Source organism: uncultured Psychroserpens sp. (assembly GCF_947492715.1).
Taxonomy (GTDB): Bacteria; Bacteroidota; Bacteroidia; order Flavobacteriales; family Flavobacteriaceae; genus Psychroserpens.
This window is the reverse complement of sequence record NZ_CANLNS010000003.1, coordinates 83,707-104,852: the sequence shown is the minus strand read 5'-3', so window position 1 is coordinate 104,852 and position 21,146 is coordinate 83,707. Positions and strand designations below refer to the sequence as shown.

20 protein-coding genes are annotated in these 21,146 nt (G+C 34.3%); 17 read left to right on the top strand and 3 right to left on the bottom strand.

Translation table 11 applies throughout. The annotated features are described in order from the left end of the window. Nucleotides 1–6 precede the first annotated feature (6 nt). The 6 genes from Q0787_RS09820 to Q0787_RS09795 are packed head-to-tail and all read left to right on the top strand — an operon-like array spanning nucleotide 7 to nucleotide 7,122. Complete coding sequence (locus Q0787_RS09820) at nucleotides 7–1,119, top strand: glycosyltransferase (RefSeq protein WP_298902374.1); 1,113 nt, start codon at nucleotides 7–9, stop codon at nucleotides 1,117–1,119. Further along, a complete protein-coding gene (locus Q0787_RS09815; protein ID WP_298902372.1) occupies nucleotides 1,110–1,658 on the top strand; it encodes a sigma-70 family RNA polymerase sigma factor in 549 nt (182 codons plus the stop codon). Before Q0787_RS09820 ends, Q0787_RS09815 begins: the two co-directional genes overlap by 10 nt. Beyond that, nucleotides 1,658–2,914 (top strand): Nramp family divalent metal transporter, encoded by a 1,257-nt coding sequence (locus Q0787_RS09810; RefSeq protein WP_298902371.1) that lies wholly within the window; start codon nucleotides 1,658–1,660, stop codon nucleotides 2,912–2,914. The genes Q0787_RS09815 and Q0787_RS09810 overlap by 1 nt, the downstream gene beginning before the upstream one ends. Nucleotides 2,915–2,965: 51 nt before the next feature. Then, a complete protein-coding gene (lipA, locus tag Q0787_RS09805) occupies nucleotides 2,966–3,844 on the top strand; it encodes a lipoyl synthase (protein WP_298902370.1) in 879 nt (292 codons plus the stop codon). Beyond that, nucleotides 3,844–4,839 (top strand): type I glyceraldehyde-3-phosphate dehydrogenase, encoded by a 996-nt coding sequence (gap, locus tag Q0787_RS09800; RefSeq protein WP_298902368.1) that lies wholly within the window; start codon nucleotides 3,844–3,846, stop codon nucleotides 4,837–4,839. Before lipA ends, gap begins: the two co-directional genes overlap by 1 nt. Before the next feature lie 51 nt (nucleotides 4,840–4,890). Next, nucleotides 4,891–7,122 carry an ATP-binding protein gene (locus Q0787_RS09795; RefSeq protein ID WP_298902367.1) on the top strand — a complete coding sequence of 744 codons (2,232 nt, stop codon included), beginning with the start codon at nucleotides 4,891–4,893 and terminating at the stop codon, nucleotides 7,120–7,122. On the opposite strand, the gene lpxK is transcribed toward Q0787_RS09795, so the two are convergent. Then, nucleotides 7,119–8,129 carry a tetraacyldisaccharide 4'-kinase gene (gene lpxK, locus Q0787_RS09790; RefSeq protein WP_298902366.1) on the bottom strand — a complete coding sequence of 337 codons (1,011 nt, stop codon included), beginning with the start codon at nucleotides 8,127–8,129 and terminating at the stop codon, nucleotides 7,119–7,121. The genes Q0787_RS09795 and lpxK overlap by 4 nt on opposite strands. A gap of 53 nt (nucleotides 8,130–8,182) precedes the next feature. Here lpxK and Q0787_RS09785 point away from each other — a divergent pair, with 53 nt between their 5' ends. The 4 genes from Q0787_RS09785 (at nucleotide 8,183) to Q0787_RS09770 (ending at nucleotide 12,594) form a co-directional block, all read left to right on the top strand. After that, complete coding sequence (locus tag Q0787_RS09785) at nucleotides 8,183–9,277, top strand: Nif3-like dinuclear metal center hexameric protein (protein ID WP_298902365.1); 1,095 nt, start codon at nucleotides 8,183–8,185, stop codon at nucleotides 9,275–9,277. A gap of 2 nt (nucleotides 9,278–9,279) precedes the next feature. Beyond that, nucleotides 9,280–10,059 carry a C4-type zinc ribbon domain-containing protein gene (locus Q0787_RS09780; RefSeq protein WP_298902364.1) on the top strand — a complete coding sequence of 260 codons (780 nt, stop codon included), beginning with the start codon at nucleotides 9,280–9,282 and terminating at the stop codon, nucleotides 10,057–10,059. A gap of 196 nt (nucleotides 10,060–10,255) precedes the next feature. Then, nucleotides 10,256–10,912 (top strand): peptide-methionine (S)-S-oxide reductase MsrA, encoded by a 657-nt coding sequence (gene msrA, locus Q0787_RS09775; protein WP_298902362.1) that lies wholly within the window; start codon nucleotides 10,256–10,258, stop codon nucleotides 10,910–10,912. Between the two features lie 98 nt (nucleotides 10,913–11,010). Further along, complete coding sequence (locus Q0787_RS09770) at nucleotides 11,011–12,594, top strand: T9SS type A sorting domain-containing protein (protein WP_298902359.1); 1,584 nt, start codon at nucleotides 11,011–11,013, stop codon at nucleotides 12,592–12,594. Here the strand turns inward: Q0787_RS09770 and Q0787_RS09765 are convergent. Next, nucleotides 12,591–13,385 carry a class I SAM-dependent methyltransferase gene (locus Q0787_RS09765; RefSeq protein WP_298902358.1) on the bottom strand — a complete coding sequence of 265 codons (795 nt, stop codon included), beginning with the start codon at nucleotides 13,383–13,385 and terminating at the stop codon, nucleotides 12,591–12,593. The two genes, Q0787_RS09770 and Q0787_RS09765, sit on opposite strands and share 4 nt — an antisense overlap. Before the next feature lie 75 nt (nucleotides 13,386–13,460). Here Q0787_RS09765 and Q0787_RS09760 point away from each other — a divergent pair, with 75 nt between their 5' ends. Further along, nucleotides 13,461–14,150: a hypothetical protein gene (locus Q0787_RS09760; RefSeq protein WP_298902357.1), complete on the top strand. Its 690-nt coding sequence runs from the start codon at nucleotides 13,461–13,463 to the stop codon at nucleotides 14,148–14,150. 155 nt (nucleotides 14,151–14,305) lie between these two features. On the opposite strand, the gene Q0787_RS09755 is transcribed toward Q0787_RS09760, so the two are convergent. Further along, complete coding sequence (locus Q0787_RS09755) at nucleotides 14,306–14,725, bottom strand: (4Fe-4S)-binding protein (protein ID WP_298902356.1); 420 nt, start codon at nucleotides 14,723–14,725, stop codon at nucleotides 14,306–14,308. 126 nt (nucleotides 14,726–14,851) lie between these two features. Here Q0787_RS09755 and kynU point away from each other — a divergent pair, with 126 nt between their 5' ends. The 6 genes from kynU to Q0787_RS09725 all read left to right on the top strand — a co-directional run bounded on the left by kynU (nucleotide 14,852) and on the right by Q0787_RS09725 (nucleotide 21,104). After that, nucleotides 14,852–16,120 (top strand): kynureninase, encoded by a 1,269-nt coding sequence (gene kynU, locus Q0787_RS09750; RefSeq protein WP_298902355.1) that lies wholly within the window; start codon nucleotides 14,852–14,854, stop codon nucleotides 16,118–16,120. A gap of 1 nt (nucleotide 16,121) precedes the next feature. Continuing rightward, nucleotides 16,122–17,516, top strand: a complete 1,395-nt coding sequence (locus Q0787_RS09745; RefSeq protein WP_298902353.1) for an NAD(P)/FAD-dependent oxidoreductase — start codon at nucleotides 16,122–16,124, stop codon at nucleotides 17,514–17,516. A gap of 4 nt (nucleotides 17,517–17,520) precedes the next feature. Continuing rightward, nucleotides 17,521–17,925 carry a RidA family protein gene (locus tag Q0787_RS09740; RefSeq protein WP_298902352.1) on the top strand — a complete coding sequence of 135 codons (405 nt, stop codon included), beginning with the start codon at nucleotides 17,521–17,523 and terminating at the stop codon, nucleotides 17,923–17,925. Nucleotides 17,926–17,933: 8 nt separating this feature from the next. Continuing rightward, a complete protein-coding gene (locus Q0787_RS09735; RefSeq protein ID WP_298902350.1) occupies nucleotides 17,934–18,566 on the top strand; it encodes a hypothetical protein in 633 nt (210 codons plus the stop codon). A 228-nt stretch (nucleotides 18,567–18,794) separates the two neighbouring features. Then, nucleotides 18,795–20,234, top strand: coding sequence for an aldehyde dehydrogenase (locus Q0787_RS09730; RefSeq protein ID WP_298902347.1), 1,440 nt, complete (start codon nucleotides 18,795–18,797; stop codon nucleotides 20,232–20,234). Nucleotides 20,235–20,267: 33 nt separating this feature from the next. Next, nucleotides 20,268–21,104, top strand: a complete 837-nt coding sequence (locus tag Q0787_RS09725) for a hypothetical protein (RefSeq protein ID WP_298902346.1) — start codon at nucleotides 20,268–20,270, stop codon at nucleotides 21,102–21,104. Nucleotides 21,105–21,146: the final 42 nt, after the last annotated feature.

Below are 21,146 nucleotides of genomic sequence, written 5' to 3'. Positions count from 1 at the left end.
CCATTGTTGCTTCTTTTTGACGTATTCTTCTACGTTTTTATTGGCATTGTTGTCATTCAAGTCATTTACTACGGAATTATCTTCGGTAGGTTTGCTACGCTGAAACGAAAAAAGACATCGCCTAAAAACTTACCTATTTCAGTAATCATATGTGCAAAGAATGAAGCTGAAAATTTAGAAACCAATCTACCTTCTATTCTTTCTCAATCCTATCCTAATTTTGAAGTGGTTCTTATTAATGATTATTCTTCAGACAATACTTTGGTTGTAATGCAAAGTTTTGCGCAAAATCATGACAATATTAAAATTGTAGATGTAAAACCTATTGAAGCGTTTTGGGGCAATAAAAAATATGCCCTAACATTAGGGATTAAAGCAGCCAAATACAATACACTTTTATTTACAGATGCAGACTGCAAGCCTATATCTAAACATTGGATTAGCAAAATGACCGAACATTTTGATTCTAAAAAAGCACTCGTCTTAGGCTATGGTCCTTATCAAAAAATTAAAGGGTCATTTCTAAACGCACTGATTAGGTTCGAAACCTTTATGACAGCCGTTCAGTACTTTTCATACACGCTTATTGGGCAGACGTATATGGCTGTGGGAAGAAATCTCGCCTATAAAAGAGAACTATTTTACGAGGCCAACGGTTTTATGAATCATATGAATATACGATCGGGAGATGATGATTTATTTGTAAATCAAGTCGCAACATTATCAAACACTGCCATTTGTATAACCAAAGAAAGTTTTACAGAGTCTGTTCCTAAAAAGACATTTTCATCTTGGTTTCTTCAAAAAAGACGACATATAAGCACTGCCACTCATTATAAACTAAAGCATAAAATACTTTTAACTTGTTTTTACTGTTCGCAATTTTTGTTTTGGGCTCTAGCCATTACCCTAATCGTCGCCATGCATCAATGGCAACTTGTTATAGCGTTAGTATCTCTAAGGTTTATTATCCAGTATACAACACTTTACTCTGCTGCAGCAAAACTTAAAGAAAAAGACTTAATGCTATTTATTCCGTTTCTAGAATTGTTTTTAATTACTTTTCAATTCTTTATATTTATAAAAAATCTCTTATCAAAACCACACCATTGGAAGTAAAAGACGCTATAAAAAAAGCTAAAAAAAATGATCAAATTGCTTTCAATTTTCTACTAGACAAGTTCTGGAATATGGTATTTGGCTTTCAATTAAAACGTACTGAAAATGAGAATGATGCTGAAGACATTACCATTCAGACCTTTTCAAAGGCTTTTGATAAAATTAATACTTACAATGATAAATATGAATTCAAAACATGGCTAATAACCATTTCTAAAAACATTCATATTGATCTGGTTAGAAAACAAAAATCAACAATATCCAGTCGATCCAACAGTGATGAAGATGATGAATTCTATACAATAATTGATGAATCTCCTTCACCAGAAGACAAGTTAATAACCGAACAAAACTTAGCTAAACTGCTGCGAGATATCAAAAAGCTAAAACCGCATTATCAGGAAGTCATCAATTTGAGATATTTTCAAGAATTGAGTTATAAAGAAATTTCTCAATATTTAGATGAGCCTATTAATAATGTTAAGGTAAAGCTACTAAGAGCTAAAAAGTTACTTGCTGAGATTATCAAAAAAGAATAATGGCTTTTAATCTTAAAAAAATTGGCCCAGGTTTATTGTTTGCAGGAGCTGCAATTGGTGTGTCTCATCTTGTTCAATCTACAAGAGCAGGAGCCGATTTTGGTTTTGGGTTAATTTGGGCTTTGTTACTGGTGAACATTTTCAAATATCCTTTTTTCCAGTTTGGTCCACGTTACGCGATGGCCACTGGAGAAACACTTTTAGATGGCTATAGAAAACTAGGCAAAGGTGTCTTAATTACATATTTCATTCTAACATTTGCCACAATGTTTACAATTCAAACTGCAGTAACTATTGTTACGGCAGGCCTAGCTAAATCCATTTTTGGATTTTCAATATCTACTGAAATATGGACCGTTATTATACTTGGTATTTGTTTTGTGATATTATCTATTGGAAAGTATAGTTTTCTAGACAAATTGATGAAATTTATCATTATTACATTAACAATAAGCACTATAGTAGCGGTGTTCTTTGCTTTCAATAATTTAGAAAAATCAATAACTACTACTCAAATATTTCCAAACGCCATGGAATTTGGTTTTCTTATTGCCTTTATGGGCTGGATGCCAGCTCCTTTAGATATTTCAGTTTGGCACTCACTTTGGGCAATTGAGAAGAAAAAAGAAGACACAACATTCTCTGTTAAATCTTCGCTTTTCGACTTCAACGTAGGCTATTTTGCAACTATTATATTAGGGCTTGGATTTTTAACATTAGGCGCTTTAATTATGTTTAACAGTGGAGAGAACTTTAGTGGAAATGCCAAGGATTTTTCTAATCAGCTCATTTCAATGTATACCTCTAGTTTAGGAAATTGGTCTTATGTCATTATTGGAATTGCCGCTTTTACAACAATGTTTAGCACAACACTCACTACCTTAGATGCATCACCAAGAGCCATGGCCAAAACAACACAATTATTGGTTGGCAACCTTATAAAACGATCCTATTTATTATGGCTTTTAATCTTAATGTTAGGAACCATACTTATCTTCTTTTTCTTTCAGTCTGATATGGCATTACTTATTACAATAGCCACCGTTTTGTCGTTTATTACAGCTCCTCTGTATGCTATTGCTAATTACGTTCTTATTTCTAGCAAGCATACACCAAAAGAATGGCGCCCTTCAAAACGTATTCATGTTCTGAGTTGGCTGGGACTGCTATTTTTAGTTGGTTTTAGCCTATGGTATATCGTCCTAAATATAGATATGTTTACTCAATTTTATGATTGGCTAACTCAATTACTTTAAACGAATAATTAAGAGAATACTTCGTATCTTTGAGGTCTCTAATTAAAGTAGATGGATACAAATACCGAATCAAAACCAATAGTAGGACGTCAGCCCAAACCAAAATGGCTTCGTGTTAAACTTCCAACTGGAAAAAAATACACCGAATTAAGAGGTCTTGTTGACAAGTATAAACTCAATACAATTTGCACATCGGGAAGTTGCCCTAACATGGGTGAATGCTGGGGAGAAGGAACAGCTACTTTTATGATTTTAGGAAATGTATGCACGCGCTCCTGTGGTTTTTGTGGCGTAAAAACGGGAAGACCAGAAACTGTAGATTGGGATGAGCCTGAAAAAGTTGCCCGATCAATAAAAATAATGAGTATCAAACATGCAGTCTTAACTAGTGTTGATAGAGATGACTTAAAGGACATGGGAAGCATCATGTGGAGTGAAACCGTAAAAGCGGTAAGGCGCATGAATCCCGAAACCACCTTAGAAACACTTATTCCAGATTTTCAGGGCATTGAGCAACATATAGACAGAATTATTGACGTTGCGCCAGAAGTTGTATCACACAATATTGAAACAGTAAGACGTTTAACCCGTGAGGTTCGTATACAAGCTAAATATGATAGAAGTATGCATGTACTTAAATACCTAAAACAACAAGGCCAACGTAGAACAAAATCTGGTATTATGTTGGGCTTAGGTGAAACAAGAAAAGAAGTTATTGAAACGCTTCATGATTTAAGAGAGAATGATGTTGACGTAGTTACTATTGGACAATACCTACAACCAAGTAAAAAGCACTTACCAGTTAAGCAATTTATACAACCCGATCAATTTGATGAATATAAACAAATTGGTTTAGATCTAGGGTTTCGTCATGTTGAAAGTAGTGCTCTCGTGAGATCTTCATATAAAGCGCAAAAACATATTAATTAATGATTCGAGTTGCAATAAATGGATTTGGTCGTATTGGTCGGCGCGTGTTTAGACTCATTCAAGACCGAGATGATATTCTTGTTGTAGCCATTAATGATCTTGCAGATGCAAGAACCTTAGGTCATCTTTTAAAATATGATAGTATTCATGGTGTGTCTTCTCATGACATTTCAGCAACTCAAAATTGTATTGTTTTAAATGGTCGTGACATACCATTGCTTAACAATGAGCATCCAAAATATATTGATTGGACACCATTTGATGTAGATTTCGTTATTGAAGCTACTGGAAAATTTAAAACTTCAAAAGATTTAAATCATCATATTAATAACGGTGCTAAACGGGTGATTTTATCGGTTCCACCTATTGAAGATGATATAAAAACAGTAGTACTAGGTGTTAATGATGATGATATAAATGGTACAGAATTAATTTTATCTAATGCGTCCTGTACCACGAATAATGCAGCACCCATGATTAGCATAATTAATGAACTCTGCGGTGTTAAGCAGGCCTATATTACGACTGTGCATTCATACACTACAGATCAAAGTTTGCATGACCAACCTCATAGGGATTTAAGACGTGCAAGAGCAGCAGGCCAATCTATTGTTCCAACAACAACTGGTGCCGCTAAGGCCTTAACTAAAATATTTCCAGAATTATCAGATGTGATTGGAGGTTGTGGTATTAGAGTCCCTGTGGCTAATGGATCATTAACAGACATTACCTTTAATGTAGAAAAAACCGTTACCATTGAAGATATTAATAGTGCTTTTCAAAAAGCAGCTAACGCTCATTTTAAAGGTATTCTTCAATATACCGAAGACCCAATTGTGTCCATAGATATTGTTGGCAACACACATTCCTGCATATTTGATGCTCAAATGACATCGGTTATTGGTAATATGATAAAAATTGTAGGTTGGTACGATAATGAAACAGGCTATTCAAGTAGAATTTTAGATTTAATTTGCAATTTATCGATGAAATAGTGTCTTTTATCGAATAAATATTTATATTTGTCCAAATGAAAGTGGCCAAATATGTCCCAAGTTAAGTATTACATAGTTACTTTTTTAATAAGTTTTTCGTGCACTCTATTTGCTCAAACCAATAGCGATGAGGATAGTGAGGTGCTCAAATTACGCATTGAAAACACCATTACATTATCTGGATTTGATAGTGAGCGTGGTGATTATTTTAGTGCTATGGATAATTTAGAAAAGGCTTTAGAGCTAGCGATTAGTATAGACGATAAAAAAAGTCAAGGTATTATCCATACCAAAATTGGTGAACTCCAAATTGCGATTAAAGAATATGATAAGGCTCTTGCCTCTTTAATTAAGGCAACAGATATTCAAAGACAACTAAACGATTCACAAAACCTTGCCACAACCTACAGTGTCAAAGGTACGCTTCATGCTATAAAGGAAGAATATAAAGACGCTCTAGGATATTTAAAATCTGCCAAAACACTTTTTGAAGAAGCAGATTTAGAAAGTGAAATCCCTGAAATCACATTAACGCAAGCGAAAATTCATTTTAATTTAAAAGATTATAAAACCGCAAAATCGTTATTAGAAAACACCATTGTTTCCGCTAAAAAAAATAATCAAAATGACATTTTAGCCAATGCACTAATTTATAGTGGCAAGACATTAGATAAATTAGGAAATAATAAACAAGGTATTGCGCTAGCAAATGAAGGTCTTCAAATTGCAAAAGATGGTGAATTGGTTGATAACATAAATGAAGGTTATTTGACTTTAAGTGCCATTTATAAAAATGATAATAACTTCGAACAAGCCCATCACTACCTTCAAAAGCATGTGCAGTTTACAGATTCGATACTAAGTATAGAACGTGCAAATCTATCTCCAGAAAAAAGAGCAGAACACATAAACGCCTATAACGCTGAAGAGTTTAAAAAGTTAAAAAAGCAAGTTGAAGATCAAGAGTCTGATAGCAACCTAGCAAAAATCACCACTATATTAAGTATAGCACTTATCACAATCTTATCATTGTTAACGCTATCGCTTTATAAAAACAACAACATTAGATTAAAGTCTAATAACATGCTTCAAGAGAAAAATGATGACCTCATCGAAGCCATGAAAAGAGCAGAATTGGCATCAAAAACAAAAGCTAATTTCTTATCTACAGTAACCCACGAGTTAAGAACACCTCTTTATGCCGTTACAGGTTTGACCAACATGTTATTAGAAGAAGAACCTAGTGAAAAACAAATACCGCATTTAAAATCTTTAAAATTTTCAGGAGACTATCTATTGACATTTATTAATGATATTCTTCAAATTAATAAAATCGAGGCCAATAAAGTTGAGTTAGACCCAGTATTATTTAACCTTAAAACTAAGGTTGAGAATGTCTGTTCTGCGCTCAACAATTCGGCATTAGACAATAATGTAATCATGCATTATGATTACCAAAAAGATTTACCAGAAACCTTTATTGGTGATAATCTTAAAATTTCTCAGATCCTTATCAATCTTATTGGTAATTCTATCAAATTTACCAAAGATGGTGATATTTGGGTGAGAGTATATAGTATTTCTAATAAAGGAAATGACTATACTTTAAGATTTGAAATTGAAGATAATGGTATTGGTATTTCTAAGGAAAAACAAGACAATATGTTTGAGAGCTTCTCCCAAGGCTCAATACAAATCAATAGAAAATATGGCGGAACAGGTCTTGGTTTATCTATTGTAAAAGGTCTTATTGAAATATTAAAAGGAAAAATCTACCTAAAAAGTGAACTCGGAAAAGGAACAACATTCTTCTTCGAAATTCCATTAACCTACGCTCCAGAAACTGTTAAAATCGAAAAAGAAGATTATTCTAAAAACATTAGCAAATTGGACATTAGCAACATTAAAATCTTAATCGTCGAGGACAATAAGATTAACCAAATGATCACCAAGAAAATCCTTAACAAGATGAATCTTGAATGTGATATCGTAGACAATGGAGAAGCCGCTGTAGAGAAAGTCAAAGAGAACAACTACAATGTTGTCTTAATGGATATCCACATGCCAGGAATTAGCGGCTTAGAAGCCACAAAAATTATCAGAACCTTTGATAAAGAGTTAACCATCTTTGCACTTACAGCTGTAACACTAGAAGATAAAATGCATGAATTTGACGAAGCTGGCTTTGATGACATTATATCAAAACCATTTAAGCAAGAAGATTTTGAAAAGAAACTCTACGAAGTACTTGCATCTAATCAAAATACAGCCTCCTCTTTTTAAACAGACTTTATGTACGATAACAATTGAGCGTTAAACTCATCGCTATTGTCTATTTTAAAAGTGATTGGCAAATAATAAAGCTGCGTCGATTTAGCTTCAAAACTATCCTGTAATCGCATAAAATCTTTTTCGGTTGTTAAAATAACCTCCTTTTGTTTCAAGACTTCAATTTCAGAGGCACTAAACACATGATGATCACTGTAATTTAAATGTTCAAAATCTATATGTTTAGAGTTTAAATAACGAACCAATGGCTCAGGGTTTGCAATTCCAGTAACCAAGGATACTTTCTTTCCTTTTAAACGGGTAAATTCATAACACCCATCATTATTCCATATCGTTTCATCATATGAAATCCAACTAAAATACACCTTTTGATGTGCTAGCGGATTTATTTTTTTTAGAATTTGATTTTTTTCAGAAAGCGCTAACGACTCAGGACATTTAGTTACCACGATATTATCTGCACGTTTAGCCCCAGTTATAGGTTCCCTCAAATCACCAGTTGGCAACATCATATCATTATAATACAAGTTATCATAAGCCGTTAGCAAAATAGTATAGCCTGGCTTCACCTTTCTATGCTGAAAGGCATCATCCAACAAAATAACATCGGGTTGTTTTAGATGTATGAGTTGCGAAATACCACGCTGCCTATTCTCATCAACGCTAACAACAATAGTATCAAACTTTTTATAAAATTGAAAAGGTTCATCACCAATAGTGCGCGCTGATGCTTGCTTGTCTGCAATTATAAAACCTGATGTATCTCGCTTGTATCCACGACTTAAAGTAGCCACATTATAGTGGTCGTTTAACAATCTAATTAAATATTCTATTGTTGGTGTTTTACCTGTTCCACCTGTGCTTAGGTTTCCAACGCAAATAATTGGTAAATCGTAAGACTTTGAAGCCATCCACCCCAAATCATAAAACTTGTTTCGTAACCAAGTTATCACATAATAAACCGGAACAAATGGAAAAAGTATTTTTCTGAGTAGCTTCATTAGAACGAAGTTAATATTTTATATTTGTTTTTAAACTTAACACCGTAAATAATATGATTGTTCAAGATGTTATGAATTATCTAGAAGATTTGGCTCCTTTGGCATATGCAGAGGATTTTGATAATGTAGGTCTTCTTGTTGGCGACAAAAATGCCAAAGTATCCGGAGTTCTAGTAACCTTAGACACTCTCGAGACAGTTGTTGACGAAGCTATTAGAAACAATTGTAATCTTATTGTAAGTTTTCATCCCATTATTTTTAAAGGCTTAAAATCACTTACAGGAAAAAATTATGTAGAGCGTACTGTTTTAAAAGCCATTAAACATGATATTGCTATTTATGCTATTCATACAGCCTTAGACAATGCGCTTAAAGGAGTTAACGACATTATTTGTGACACACTTAATTTAGAAAATAAGTCCATACTAATTCCGCAGAAAGGAACGATAAAAAAATTAACCACTTATGTTCCCTTCGGAAATGCCAATGCCCTAAGGCATAAACTTTTTAGTGCTGGTGCTGGAAATATTGGCAACTACGATAACTGTAGTTTTAATAGCGAAGGAATTGGAACCTATAGAGGTAATGAAGCATCTAATCCAACATTAGGTAAAAAAGGAGAATTGCACGAAGAACAAGAAGTCCAAATCTCTGTGACCTTTAATAAACATATAGAATCTAAACTATTAAACACTTTGTTTGAACATCATCCATACGAAGAAGTCGCTTTTGAAGTGGCCACACTCGACAATTATGATCAAAATATTGGTATGGGTATGGTTGGAGAACTTAAAGAAGGGCAATCAACAGCATCTTTTTTAGAATTTGTAAAAGAAAAAATGAATGTCTCATGTATTAGACATTCAGAAATTACAACAAGCACGATTAAAAAAGTAGCGGTATTAGGTGGTTCTGGAAGTTTCGCTATTTCAGCAGCAAAGCGGGTTGGAGCCGACATTTTAATTACGGCAGATCTAAAATATCATGATTTCTTCTCTGCAGATGGCAACATAATTGTAGCCGATATTGGACATTATGAAAGCGAACAGTTCACAAAAAACTTTTTAGTAGACTATCTCTCAAAAAAAATTACTAATTTTGCAGTCGTTTTATCAACGACGAATACAAATCCGGTAAAGTATTTATAATTATGGCAAAAAAAGCTGAAGCATCTGTTGAAGATAGATTAAGAGCACTCTATGATTTACAATTAATCGACTCTAGAGTAGATGAAATAAGAAACGTTAGAGGTGAATTACCTCTTGAGGTTCAAGATTTAGAAGATGAAGTTGAAGGTTTAAATACGAGACTTGAAAAGTTGGCAACTAATCTTGATTTAATTGACGACCAAATTAAATCAAAAAAGAACTTAATTGAAGAAGCCAAAGCGCTTATCAAAAAGTACACAGAGCAACAAAAGAATGTTAGAAATAACAGAGAATACAATTCTTTAACGAAAGAGGTTGAGTTTCAAGAATTAGAAATTCAGTTAGCTGAAAAGCACATTAAAGAATTTAAAGTTCAAATAGAACAGAAAAAAGAAGTGATTGATGAGACAAAAGATCGTCTTAAAGATCGTAAAACACATTTAAAGCATAAACGTGGTGAGCTAGACGCAATTTTAGCTGAAACACAAAAAGAAGAAGAAGCTCTAATTAAAAAATCTGAAGATTTTCAGAAAAAATTAGACGAGCGTCTTGTTAATGCTTATCTACGTATTAGAAACAATGTAAAAAATGGATTAGCTGTAGTACCAATTGAAAGAGGTGCTTCTGGAGGATCTTTCTTTACAATTCCACCTCAAATTCAAGTTGAAATAGCTTCTCGTAAAAAGGTTATTACAGATGAGCACAGTGGTAGAATATTAGTTGATGCACAACTCGCACAAGAAGAAAAAGAAAAAATGGAGAAAATGTTTTCTAAACTTTAATCCAAATAATAGTTCAAAATAAAAAAAGACCTCAATCAATTGATTGAGGTCTTTTTATGTTTAGTTCTTACCTTATGTAACCCATAGATAGGTTTCATATATAACAAACCGATTTTCATTTTAATAAAACTTTTACAAGCTTCATATTAAGGTTTCTTATCTTTAATCGACTGATTGCAAAAGAAAGTAAAACATTATGAAAAGATTATTCACAACATTAGCTATCGCGCTACTATTTAGTTGCCAACATAGTGCTCAGGTCAACGAGAAACAACAAGCCGTAATTGATGCCAAACCTATTGAAGTTCCTCTAAAAGAAGGTAAAGCTAAAGCCTATTTTGCCAGCGGATGCTTTTGGTGTGTTGAAGCGGTTTATGAAAGTGTAAAAGGTGTAGACGAAGCTATTAACGGTTACTCTGGCGGCTACACAAAAAACCCAACATACCAACTTAGTAACACCGGAAGAACTGGTCATGCTGAAGCTGTTGAAGTTATTTACGATCCTAAAGTGGTAAGTTTTGAAACTTTAGTAGATGTGTATTTTGCATCGCAAGATCCAACACAAGTTAATGGTCAAGGGCCAGACAAAGGGTCTCAGTATCGATCTATTATCTTCTATCAAAATGACGCTCAAAAGAAAATTATAGAAGAGAAGAAAGCTGCGCTTGCCAAAAAGTTAGGAAAAACTATCGCAGCGGAAGTTTATCCTTTTCAGAAATTTTGGGTTGGGGAGGACTATCACCAAAACTATGAAAGATTACACCCTAATCAAGGTTATATTAGAAATGTATCAATTCCTAGATTGAATAGATTTAAGGCCAAAATGCCAGATGTTTTGAAGGAAAAACACTAATGTTAGTGCATTTCATCGATAAAATTTGGTTGTTTATCGATAAAAAGTGTATTTTAGCGATTCAGTAATTAAAGATTGCCCAAATCTAAAATACACTTATGATGAAAAAAATTACGTACCTACTCTGTTTTGCTATGCTTACTAGTGTAGCTTATGCACAAACTCCAGGAGTACCTATGTACTCTAATCCAAATCAATACATAGAATATATTCCTGGAAATTTACCTATCATTATATCTGCACCTCATGGTGGTGTTCTTCAATCTGGACAAACTATTGGTGGTGTATTTTATCCCGATAATGACCCAAACTTACCAGATAGAACTTGTGGAACAAATGAAAGAGATGACAATACCGATGTACTAATTCGTCGTATTCAAGATGAGATTTATGCCCAAACTGGAGGTTATGCTCATATTATCATCAATAACTTGCATAGATCTAAAATGGACCCAAATCGTATGCCTAGTGAAGCGTCGTGTGGAAATAGTCATGCCGCATCTTATTGGAGTGACTTTCAATACTTTATTAATGATGCTAGTGCTAGTGTAGAAGCGAATTGGGGAAAAGGTCTATACATTGATTTACATGGTCAAAGTCATACAGTTCCGAGAATAGAAATTGGATACAACATTACGGCAACAGAACTCAATTCGAGCGACCTCAATGATGCATCAATCATTGACAAATCAACAATTAAAAACCTTGTTACGTCTAATTTAAATAGTCTATCACACAATGACTTGGTTAGAGGAGAACATAGTCTTGGACAATTATTTCAAGAAGCTCCAGGTACTTTTTATAACTCTATAGATCCATCAGGATCAGCAACAAGTTATCCTGGCTGTGGAGTGTCTTCTGGTTATAGAGCTGTACCAAGCAACTCAGATTACGGAAATACAAGTTGTGACGACACAATGCCTCATAGCAACTCCTATTTCGACGGAAATTTTTATAATAACCGAAGACATGGCTCTGGTGATGGAACAGGAGGTCCAGTTAGTACAGGTGGTGGTGGTAGCATAGATGGCATTATGACTGAAGTCAACAGACGTGTAAGAGATTTAGGAGCTCCTTATGACTCTAGACCTAATACATTAGAACCATTTGCCATAGACTATGCCAACGTAGTTTTAGAATATCTGAGCATTCATTATGATAATTTTTCTGAGTTCAACTATGATGCTATAACTTATGACGTTACCGATTCTGATCCCACACCAGCATTAACAAATGGTGTTGCAGGAGGAATTTACATTAGTACTCCAGCAGGATTAGTTATTGATCAAGATACTGGTATCATTGATGTATCGGCTTCAACGGTTGGAAATTACACGGTAACGTATTCGGTTGGACCAACATCTGCAATGAGTTCACCAAATAGATTTTATAGTACATCTAGAAGTATTGAAATAACAGATGACGCCTTAAGTGTTTCTGATGAAAACTTAATAACTGTAAAGTTATACCCTAATCCAACCAAAGGATTATTAAATTTCGAATCTAATATTCAAATTACAGAAATTAAAGTATATAGTATTCTTGGTCAACGTGTTAAAACAATAGAAATCAATAATGACCAATCATCCATAGATATTTCTAATTTAAGAACAGGATCTTACCTAGCAACGTTTTACACCAACGAACTATCTTTAGGATCAAAGCTTATTGTTAAAAATTAAAGCTTTGTTGCCTTTATTTCAAATATAAGAGGGTATAGTTTATCCTTGGTTTCATAATTGCCAGATTTAGTTTTTACTAGGTCTGGCAATACATTATAAGGGCTTTCGTCATGTTCATTTAAATAGTCAATTTTTAAACCACCTTCTATAAGCGCATTTACAATTTCACTAAACCCATGATTCCAACCATATTCTTTGCTTATCATTTTTGAGTTTTGGTCGGCATAAGTACCTTCATATTCTTCATAAATAGCTTCGTCTTGCATATAACCATAGCGCATTACCGATTTACCATCTAAATAATCAAACATCCAAACAATAGGATGAAACTCTACCATGTAGAATGTTCCTCCTTTTTTTAGTCGTTCTCCAATCATTTTTCCCCAAGGTTTTAAGTCTGGTAACCAACCTATAACGCCATAAGAGGTATACACAATATCAAAAGTATCTTCGATATGCTTTGAAGTATCCAAAACATTACAACATTCAAATTGCGCATCTAATCCAAGCTCTTTATTTAAAGACTTAGCCAAGGTAATGCCTTCATCACTCAAATCTACACCAACACACTTAGCCCCAAGTCTGCTCCAACTTAAAGTATCTTGACCAAAGTGACATTGCAAATGCAATAATGATTGTCCGCTAACATCTCCTAAAGCATTTAATTCATAAGACATTAATGAGGATTTTCCTTTTTTAAAAGCATCTAGATCATACATCTCACTTTTAGAATGTATTTTTACCTTTTCGTTCCAAGTTGCCTTATTTACTTCAAAATGATCTTCGCTCATAATTTTTAAAATTTGTGGCTCTAAAGTAATAAAACTTCTGAAATATAAAGATTCCATACCTTTACAAAAAAACAAATGAAGCAACTCCTTACCTTATTGTGTCTTTGTTCAATTTTAGCATCTTGCAAAACTGAAACTAAAGAACAAAGCAATCAAACCGAGACTATTTCCGAAGTAAAACAAGAATTAACAATAGCCGAAAAAATAGCTAAAGCTCATGGCTATGACCATTGGAACGCTATTGGACGTATCGATTTCACTTTCAATGTGGACAGAGGCGAGAATCATTTTGAAAGAAAATGGATCTGGGAACCTAAAAAAAATCAAGTCGCTTTTTCAACAGGCGGCGATTCTATTGTAGTTTTTAATCGAAATAAGATAGATTCTACAACTATTGAACTAGACCAAAAATTCATTAACGACAAATATTGGTTATTAGTCCCTTTTCAATTAATTTGGGATAAAGGCACAACCATTTCAAATCCTGTAAAGGACCTTGCTCCTATATCAAAAAAAGAGTTACATAAAATTGTACTCACTTATGGAAATGAAGGTGGTTATACGCCTGGTGATGCTTATGATATTTTTTATGATGATGATTTTATAATTAGAGAATGGGTGTTTAGAGAGGGAAATCGCAAAGAACCATCAATGGCAACTACTTTTGAAAACTACCAAGATTTTAATGGTCTCAAAATTGCGAAAGATCATAAAATGACAGATGGAAATTTCAACCTTTACTTTTCAAACGTAAATGTGCAATAACATAGCAAATCTTAAAAAAATATTAAAGTTTGAAAAATCTTGTAAAGAAGACATCTAACTTACGACTTAAGGACGTATATAAAGTATAATATTCCGCGTTAGCGTCCATATATATTCAAAGCGCTTCATCTAAGTTTAGACGAAGCGCTTTTTACTTATCCTTTAAAACCATCTTTTACATGCGCTCCGTCGCAATATGGTTTGTTGTTTGAGGCTCCACATCTGCAAAAAGCAGTAGTTCTATTTTTCGTTTCTTGGCTTCCATCTTTACGAGTTACCTTTAAGGTACCATAAACTAAAAGAGGCCCATCTTCCAGCACCTCTACCTTGGTTTCTAAAGTTTCTGCTTCTTCGTTCTCCTCATCGTTCATGTAATACCCCAAGGCACCTGATGGACAAGCCTTAACCTGTTTAATCAACGCTTCTGTAGATGCTGCATCCATTTTTATCCAAGGACGTTCTTTAGGTTTAAAGACCTCACCTAACCCCTTTACACATATGGCCGAATGGATACAAGCCTCTGGTTTCCATACTATCGTAACCTCTTCATTACTATACTCTTTTGTCTTTCCCATATCATTATACTTTCTTTAAAGATACTAAAAAAAGTATTTCTTTTCCATACAGAAAATGCCGCTTTCATCGCTTTATTTCTTGATATATAATCCTTATTTTTGTTAGACAACATAAAACTAAACATCTTGTCTAATTATCAATTAGGTCTTGAATTTGCTAAACAACAAGACCAGAATGACCAACTATCATCATTTAGAAATAAGTTCCACCTACCAAAAGATCATAACGGAAATGAACTTGTTTATATGACCGGAAATTCTTTGGGATTACAACCTAAAATCACAAAAGACTATATCAATCAAGAATTAGAAGACTGGGCAAATCTTGGCGTAGAAGGACATACAGAAGGCAAGAACCCTTGGTTACACTACCACGAATTCTTAACCAAAACCATGGCAAACATAGTTGGTGCAAAACCTTTAGAAGTTGTGGTAATGAATTCCTTAACGGCTAATCTTCATTTTATGATGGTAAGTTTTTATAAACCTACCTCTAAACGTTACAAGATATTAATTGAAGCAGATGCTTTTCCAAGTGACAAATATGCAGTAGAATCGCAATTGCGTCACCATGGTTATGACCATGAAGAGGGTCTCATTCTATGGAAAGCTCGTGAAGGCGAAGAACTAGCCAATTATGAAGACTTAGAAACTATCTTAAAAAATCAAGGTGACGACATCGCGCTTATTATGATTGGAGGTGTGAACTACTATACAGGTCAGTTTTTTGACCTTAAACGTATTACAGATCTCGGTCACTCTTATGGTTGTATAGTAGGTTTTGATTGTGCACATGGTGCAGGAAATGTTAAACTCAATCTTCATGATTCTGGTGCTGATTTTGCGGTGTGGTGTAGCTATAAGTATTTAAACTCTGGTCCTGGAAGTTTATCTGGTGCTTTTGTTCATGAACGTCATGCTTATAGAAAAGATCTAAATCGATTTACAGGTTGGTGGTCGCACAACAAGCAAACGCGTTTTAGAATGCGCGATGAGTTTGATCAATTACCAGGCGCAGAAGGCTGGCAACTTAGCAACCCTCCTATACTTTCTATGGCAGCTATTAGAGCTTCATTAGATGTTTTTGCCGAAGCCAACTTTGACAAGCTTTGTGAAAAATCAAAACAATTAACTGGTTATTTCGAGTTTTTATTGCTTGAACTTAATAATTCAGATATAAAAATCATAACGCCAAGCCATCCAAATGAACGTGGTTGCCAACTATCAATACAGGTTTTAAATGCTGATAAAAGTTTACATAATAAACTCACTGAAGCTGGTATTATCACAGATTGGAGAGAACCAGATGTGATTAGATGTGCTCCTGTACCACTATATAATTCGTTCATGGATATTTATGAGTTTGTAGAACGTTTGAAAACTATTTTGAATTAAAATGAAACAACAAAATATACTTATTATAGGCGCAGGACTTTGTGGAAGTCTTCTCGCTTTAAGACTTGCTCAACGTGGATATAATGTCACTGTATATGAAAGTAGACCAGATTTGCGTACTACAGACATTTCAGCTGGACGATCAATTAACCTAGCACTTTCAGACAGAGGCTTTAAGGCCTTGAGATTAGCTGGCGTGGAAGACAAGGCCAGAGACATATGTATTCCGATGATAGGCAGACTAATGCACGATAAAGAGGGGAACACCTTTCCTTCAAATTATTCGGGTCGAAAAGGAGAACATATTAATTCTATTTCTCGTGGTGACTTAAATGGTCTATTATTGACTGAAGCCGATGCTTATGACAACCTAACAATTCACTTTAACATGGAATGTACAAGGGTTGATTTAGATACGAATACCGCGTTTTTTATAAATCATGTCACCAAAAAAGGATTCAATGTTGAAGCCGATGTTATTTTTGGAACTGATGGCGCAGGCTCTGAATTACGAAAAAGTTATTATTTAGAACGAAAATTTCTATTTAGTTATTCCCAACAGTTTCTTACCCACGGATATAAAGAACTAGAAATCCCGGCCTCAAAAGACGGGAAACATCAAATTAGCAAAGATTATTTACATATTTGGCCTCGTGGAGATTACATGTTAATCGCCTTGGCTAATTTAGACGGTAGCTTCACCGTAACGCTCTTTTTAAGTCATGAAGAAGGTGAACATAATTTTAAAGATTTATCTTCAGATGAAAAAATTAACGATTTCTTCTTACAGCAATTCCCTGATGCCCTGCGTTTAATTCCAAATATCGCTGAAGAATTTGCTAATAATCCTACTGGAGCTCTCGGTACTGTGAAATGCTCGCCTTGGTATTATAAGGGAAAAACGCTCTTAATGGGTGATGCGGCACATGCTGTAGTTCCTTTTTACGGACAAGGAATGAACGCATCCTTCGAGGATGTTACGGTTTTAGATGGTTTTATAGAAACCTACGAAAATGACTGGGAAACCATATTTATATCGTATCAAAAAGCACGAAAGGCCGATGCCGATGCCATTGGCGAATTAGCCGAAGAGAATTATTATGAAATGCGCGACCATGTTGCTAACCCATTATTTAAAGAAAAACGAAAAATAGAAATGACTTTGGAACAACAGTTTCCAAACGATTATTTTTCTAAATATTCTTTGGTGACATTTAACGAAAATATTGGCTATCATGAAGCTATGACTAGAGGCCGAGCCCAAGATAAGGCCATTTTGAATATGTTAGATGATGGTACCATTTCTCCAAATGACAGCCCAAAAGATCTACTAGAAAAAGTAAAAAAAGAAACCCTAGCGATTTTACAAGACGACAAAGTCGCTGGATTACATTAGAATTATGAGTAAAAATATAGTAACCCCAAGAGGCGCTTATCCACATGTAAAACAAGTTGGTGATTTTATTTTCGTGTCAGGAACGAGTTCTCGAAGACCAGACAACTCTATTGCAGGTGTTGATATTATTGATGAGATGGGAACCAAACGTCTCAATATTGAAACCCAAACGCGCGAGGTATTAAAAAATATTGAGGATAATTTAGCAAAGGTTGGAGCTTCTCTTAAGGACGTTGTAGATGTCACGTCTTTTCTAGTTAATATGAATGATTTTGCAGGTTACAATAAAGCCTATGCAGAGTTTTTTGATAAAGCTACAGGTCCTACACGTACTACAGTGGCAGTGCATCAATTACCACACCCCGACTTGGTGGTTGAAATTAAAGTTATGGCTTATAAAAAACAATAGACCTTTCTTTGAGTAAAATTTACACATATATTATAATACTATTACTACTTTATTCATGTAATAATACACATCGAGATCAGTTAGATTTTGACGAATACAGAAAACCCATTGTCTCAAATAATTTTAAACTAGATTTCTTAAAAGAAGTCTTAGAAGATACGTCGCAAGTAAAACCGAAATGGTATAAAGACCCATATATTTTTATATCAAATATTGAAAAAAAAGATGATCCAACAAAAATAGATACGACGTTGAAATTTTTAAATGAAGTCGAATATCTATCCTTTCATTTAAGAACAGAAGACACGTCATTTATTAAACATCAATTAAATAATAAAATAGTTACAGAAGACCTTATAGATTATGGCTTTAAAACTGTGAATTGGACCAACCTAGTAGACTACCATTTTGAAAACACCGATTTAGACACAGAGTATTTTGTTTCAAAAGATTCTATTGAAACAATTGAAAATTTATTGAAAGAAAATGGTATTCTGTATTTGAGCTCACCCGTATTCAACAACAAATTAAATCTTGCTTATATAGAAACTAGCCACGGGATTACAGGAGAGCATATTCTTTTTGAGAAGAAGAATGACAAATGGATAACGAAACTTGTAATTAGTCAATGGATTAAATAAATCATCCTATAGTTCAGAACGATTAGCTTATTCATAAAAATCTGGCAGAATTTATCGCAACGATAAAATAACACATACTGTTTACGAATCACTTAATCAAATGGTTTACAAAATCTAAAGAGGCCTTCACAAAATTAACCTCAGGCCTAAAAGAAGACGTTCAAAATTAATTTTTCATCAAAATTTTAACGATATTGAACACATAATTTTTTGAAGAGAAAATAAAAAATGGACATTCAAAACTACATCAACGGAAAATTTATGGCACCTGTTGCCAATGAATGGATTGACAACTATAATCCATCAAATGGAGAAATTTATGGGCAAATCCCAAATTCATCAAAAGACGATGTAGAGAACGCATATATTGCCGCAAAATCTGCTTTTCCTAATTGGTCGCAAACCACTTTAGAGGAGCGCAGCCGAATTCTTATTAAAATTTCAGAGTTGCTAGAACTCAATTTAGATCGTTTTGCTCAAGCCGAAAGTAAAGACAATGGAAAACCTATTTCTTTGGCCAAAGCTGTTGACATACCAAGAGCAGCTAGCAATTTTAGATTCTTCGGAAATGCTATAACACAATTTGCTAGTGAAAGCCATGAAAGTGTTGGGCAACAAGCTATCAATTATACGCTTCGCCAGCCTATTGGTGTTGTAGGTTGTATTTCACCTTGGAATCTCCCACTATACCTATTTACTTGGAAGATTGCACCTGCATTAGCTACTGGAAATTGCGTTGTAGCCAAACCTAGTGAAGTGACACCTATGACAGCTTATCTTCTTGGTGAAATATGTAACGAAGCTGGTTTACCTAAGGGTGTGCTAAATATTGTTCATGGTCTTGGAGGCTCTACTGGTCAGGCGATTATAGAACACCCAGATATTAAGGCCATTTCATTTACTGGAGGAACTGCTACAGGAGCGCACATTGCTAAAGTGGCCGCACCAATGTTTAAAAAATTATCGCTCGAACTTGGAGGTAAAAACCCAAATATCATCTTTGCAGATTGTGATTATGAAGATATGATTAACACAACTGTTCGTTCTTCATTCGCCAATCAAGGTCAAATTTGTCTCTGCGGAAGTAGAATTTTTGTAGAAGCATCGATTTATGATCAATTCAAAAGTGATTTCGTTTCTAAAGTAAAACAGCTTAAAGTAGGACATCCATCGCATGCCAATACAAATATTGGTGCTTTAGTATCCAAACCACATTTAGAAAAAGTGAAAGATTACATCCAAATTGCTCAGGATGAAAATGGCATTGTACTATGTGGTGGAAATGAAGTTCATGTTGAAGGCTCTGATAATGGATACTATTTAGAACCTACTGTTATTGAGGTGCCAAACGATGAATGCAGAGTAAATCAAGAAGAAATATTTGGTCCTGTGGTTACTATTATGCCGTTTCAAACTGAAGATGAAGTTTTACAAATGGCCAACAAAGTGAAATATGGTTTATCTGCAACACTTTGGACTAACGATTTAAAACGTACCATGCGAATGAGCAACCAATTGCAAGCAGGTATTGTCTGGGTTAATACTTGGATGATGCGTGATTTACGTACGCCTTTTGGTGGTGTAAAAGCATCTGGCGTAGGGCGTGAAGGAGGTTTTGAAGCACTTCGTTTCTTTACCGAAGCTAAAAATGTTTGTATAAAGTATTAGTTTCTTTACTAATACAAATTCTGTAAATGTACCGTGAAACAGGAAGTTTCAGTTGATAAGGCTATAAAAAGAGGACATTTAATGATTAATGTCCCTGTAATGATTTGCTTGATTGGCAGCCCTGCCGCTGGTATCTATTTATCTGCTCACGATTATATTCCCAACTGGGGACTAGCCATTGCCATAGTGTTAGGTATAGGTTTAGGATGGCTCTTTTGGAGTATTATGATTACCAAATGGCGCATTTGGGCCTTTGAACATGTGAGAAATGTGCATGAACTCAAAGAAAGAGCTATACATGAAAAACTAATTTGGGGTGACGGACATATATTTGAACGGACAGAAATTAGATCCAAAAAAGAGCAGCGAAAATTAGACGAGCTCAATTTAAAATTTAGGGCAGATGATCTTTTTGAAGAGGACCCCTCTATTTCCTCAGTTACAGAAATCTATTTCTCTAAAGGGCATGGTTTATTTTTACTGATTTTTGGAATCGTAACACTAATAGTTAGTATTACTCTTCTTTTAAACGAAAGCCTCAGAAGTTATATACTCGGAAGCATTTTATTAGCAGGTGGTGGATATTTTGTGTTTTCTGCTATTAAAAAATTAGTTAATAATGCCGTTCAAATTACTATAGACAATAATGGTATAAAACTAGGATCTGAACCTAAAAGGAGTTGGTTCGAAATTTTTGAAGAGACCGTTACTTACGAGGGAATTGGAAAATCATCAACAGCTCATCTTACTTTTTATGATGCCGATGATAGGTTTTATAAAATTCTCCTTGAAGATTTAAGAATAAAACCTGCCCAACTAGAAATCATATTAAGAACCTATAGAATTCGCCACGCAAAAAATAACACCTAAGAACATATATCATTGAATAATTTATGTACTTTGACTAAAAAT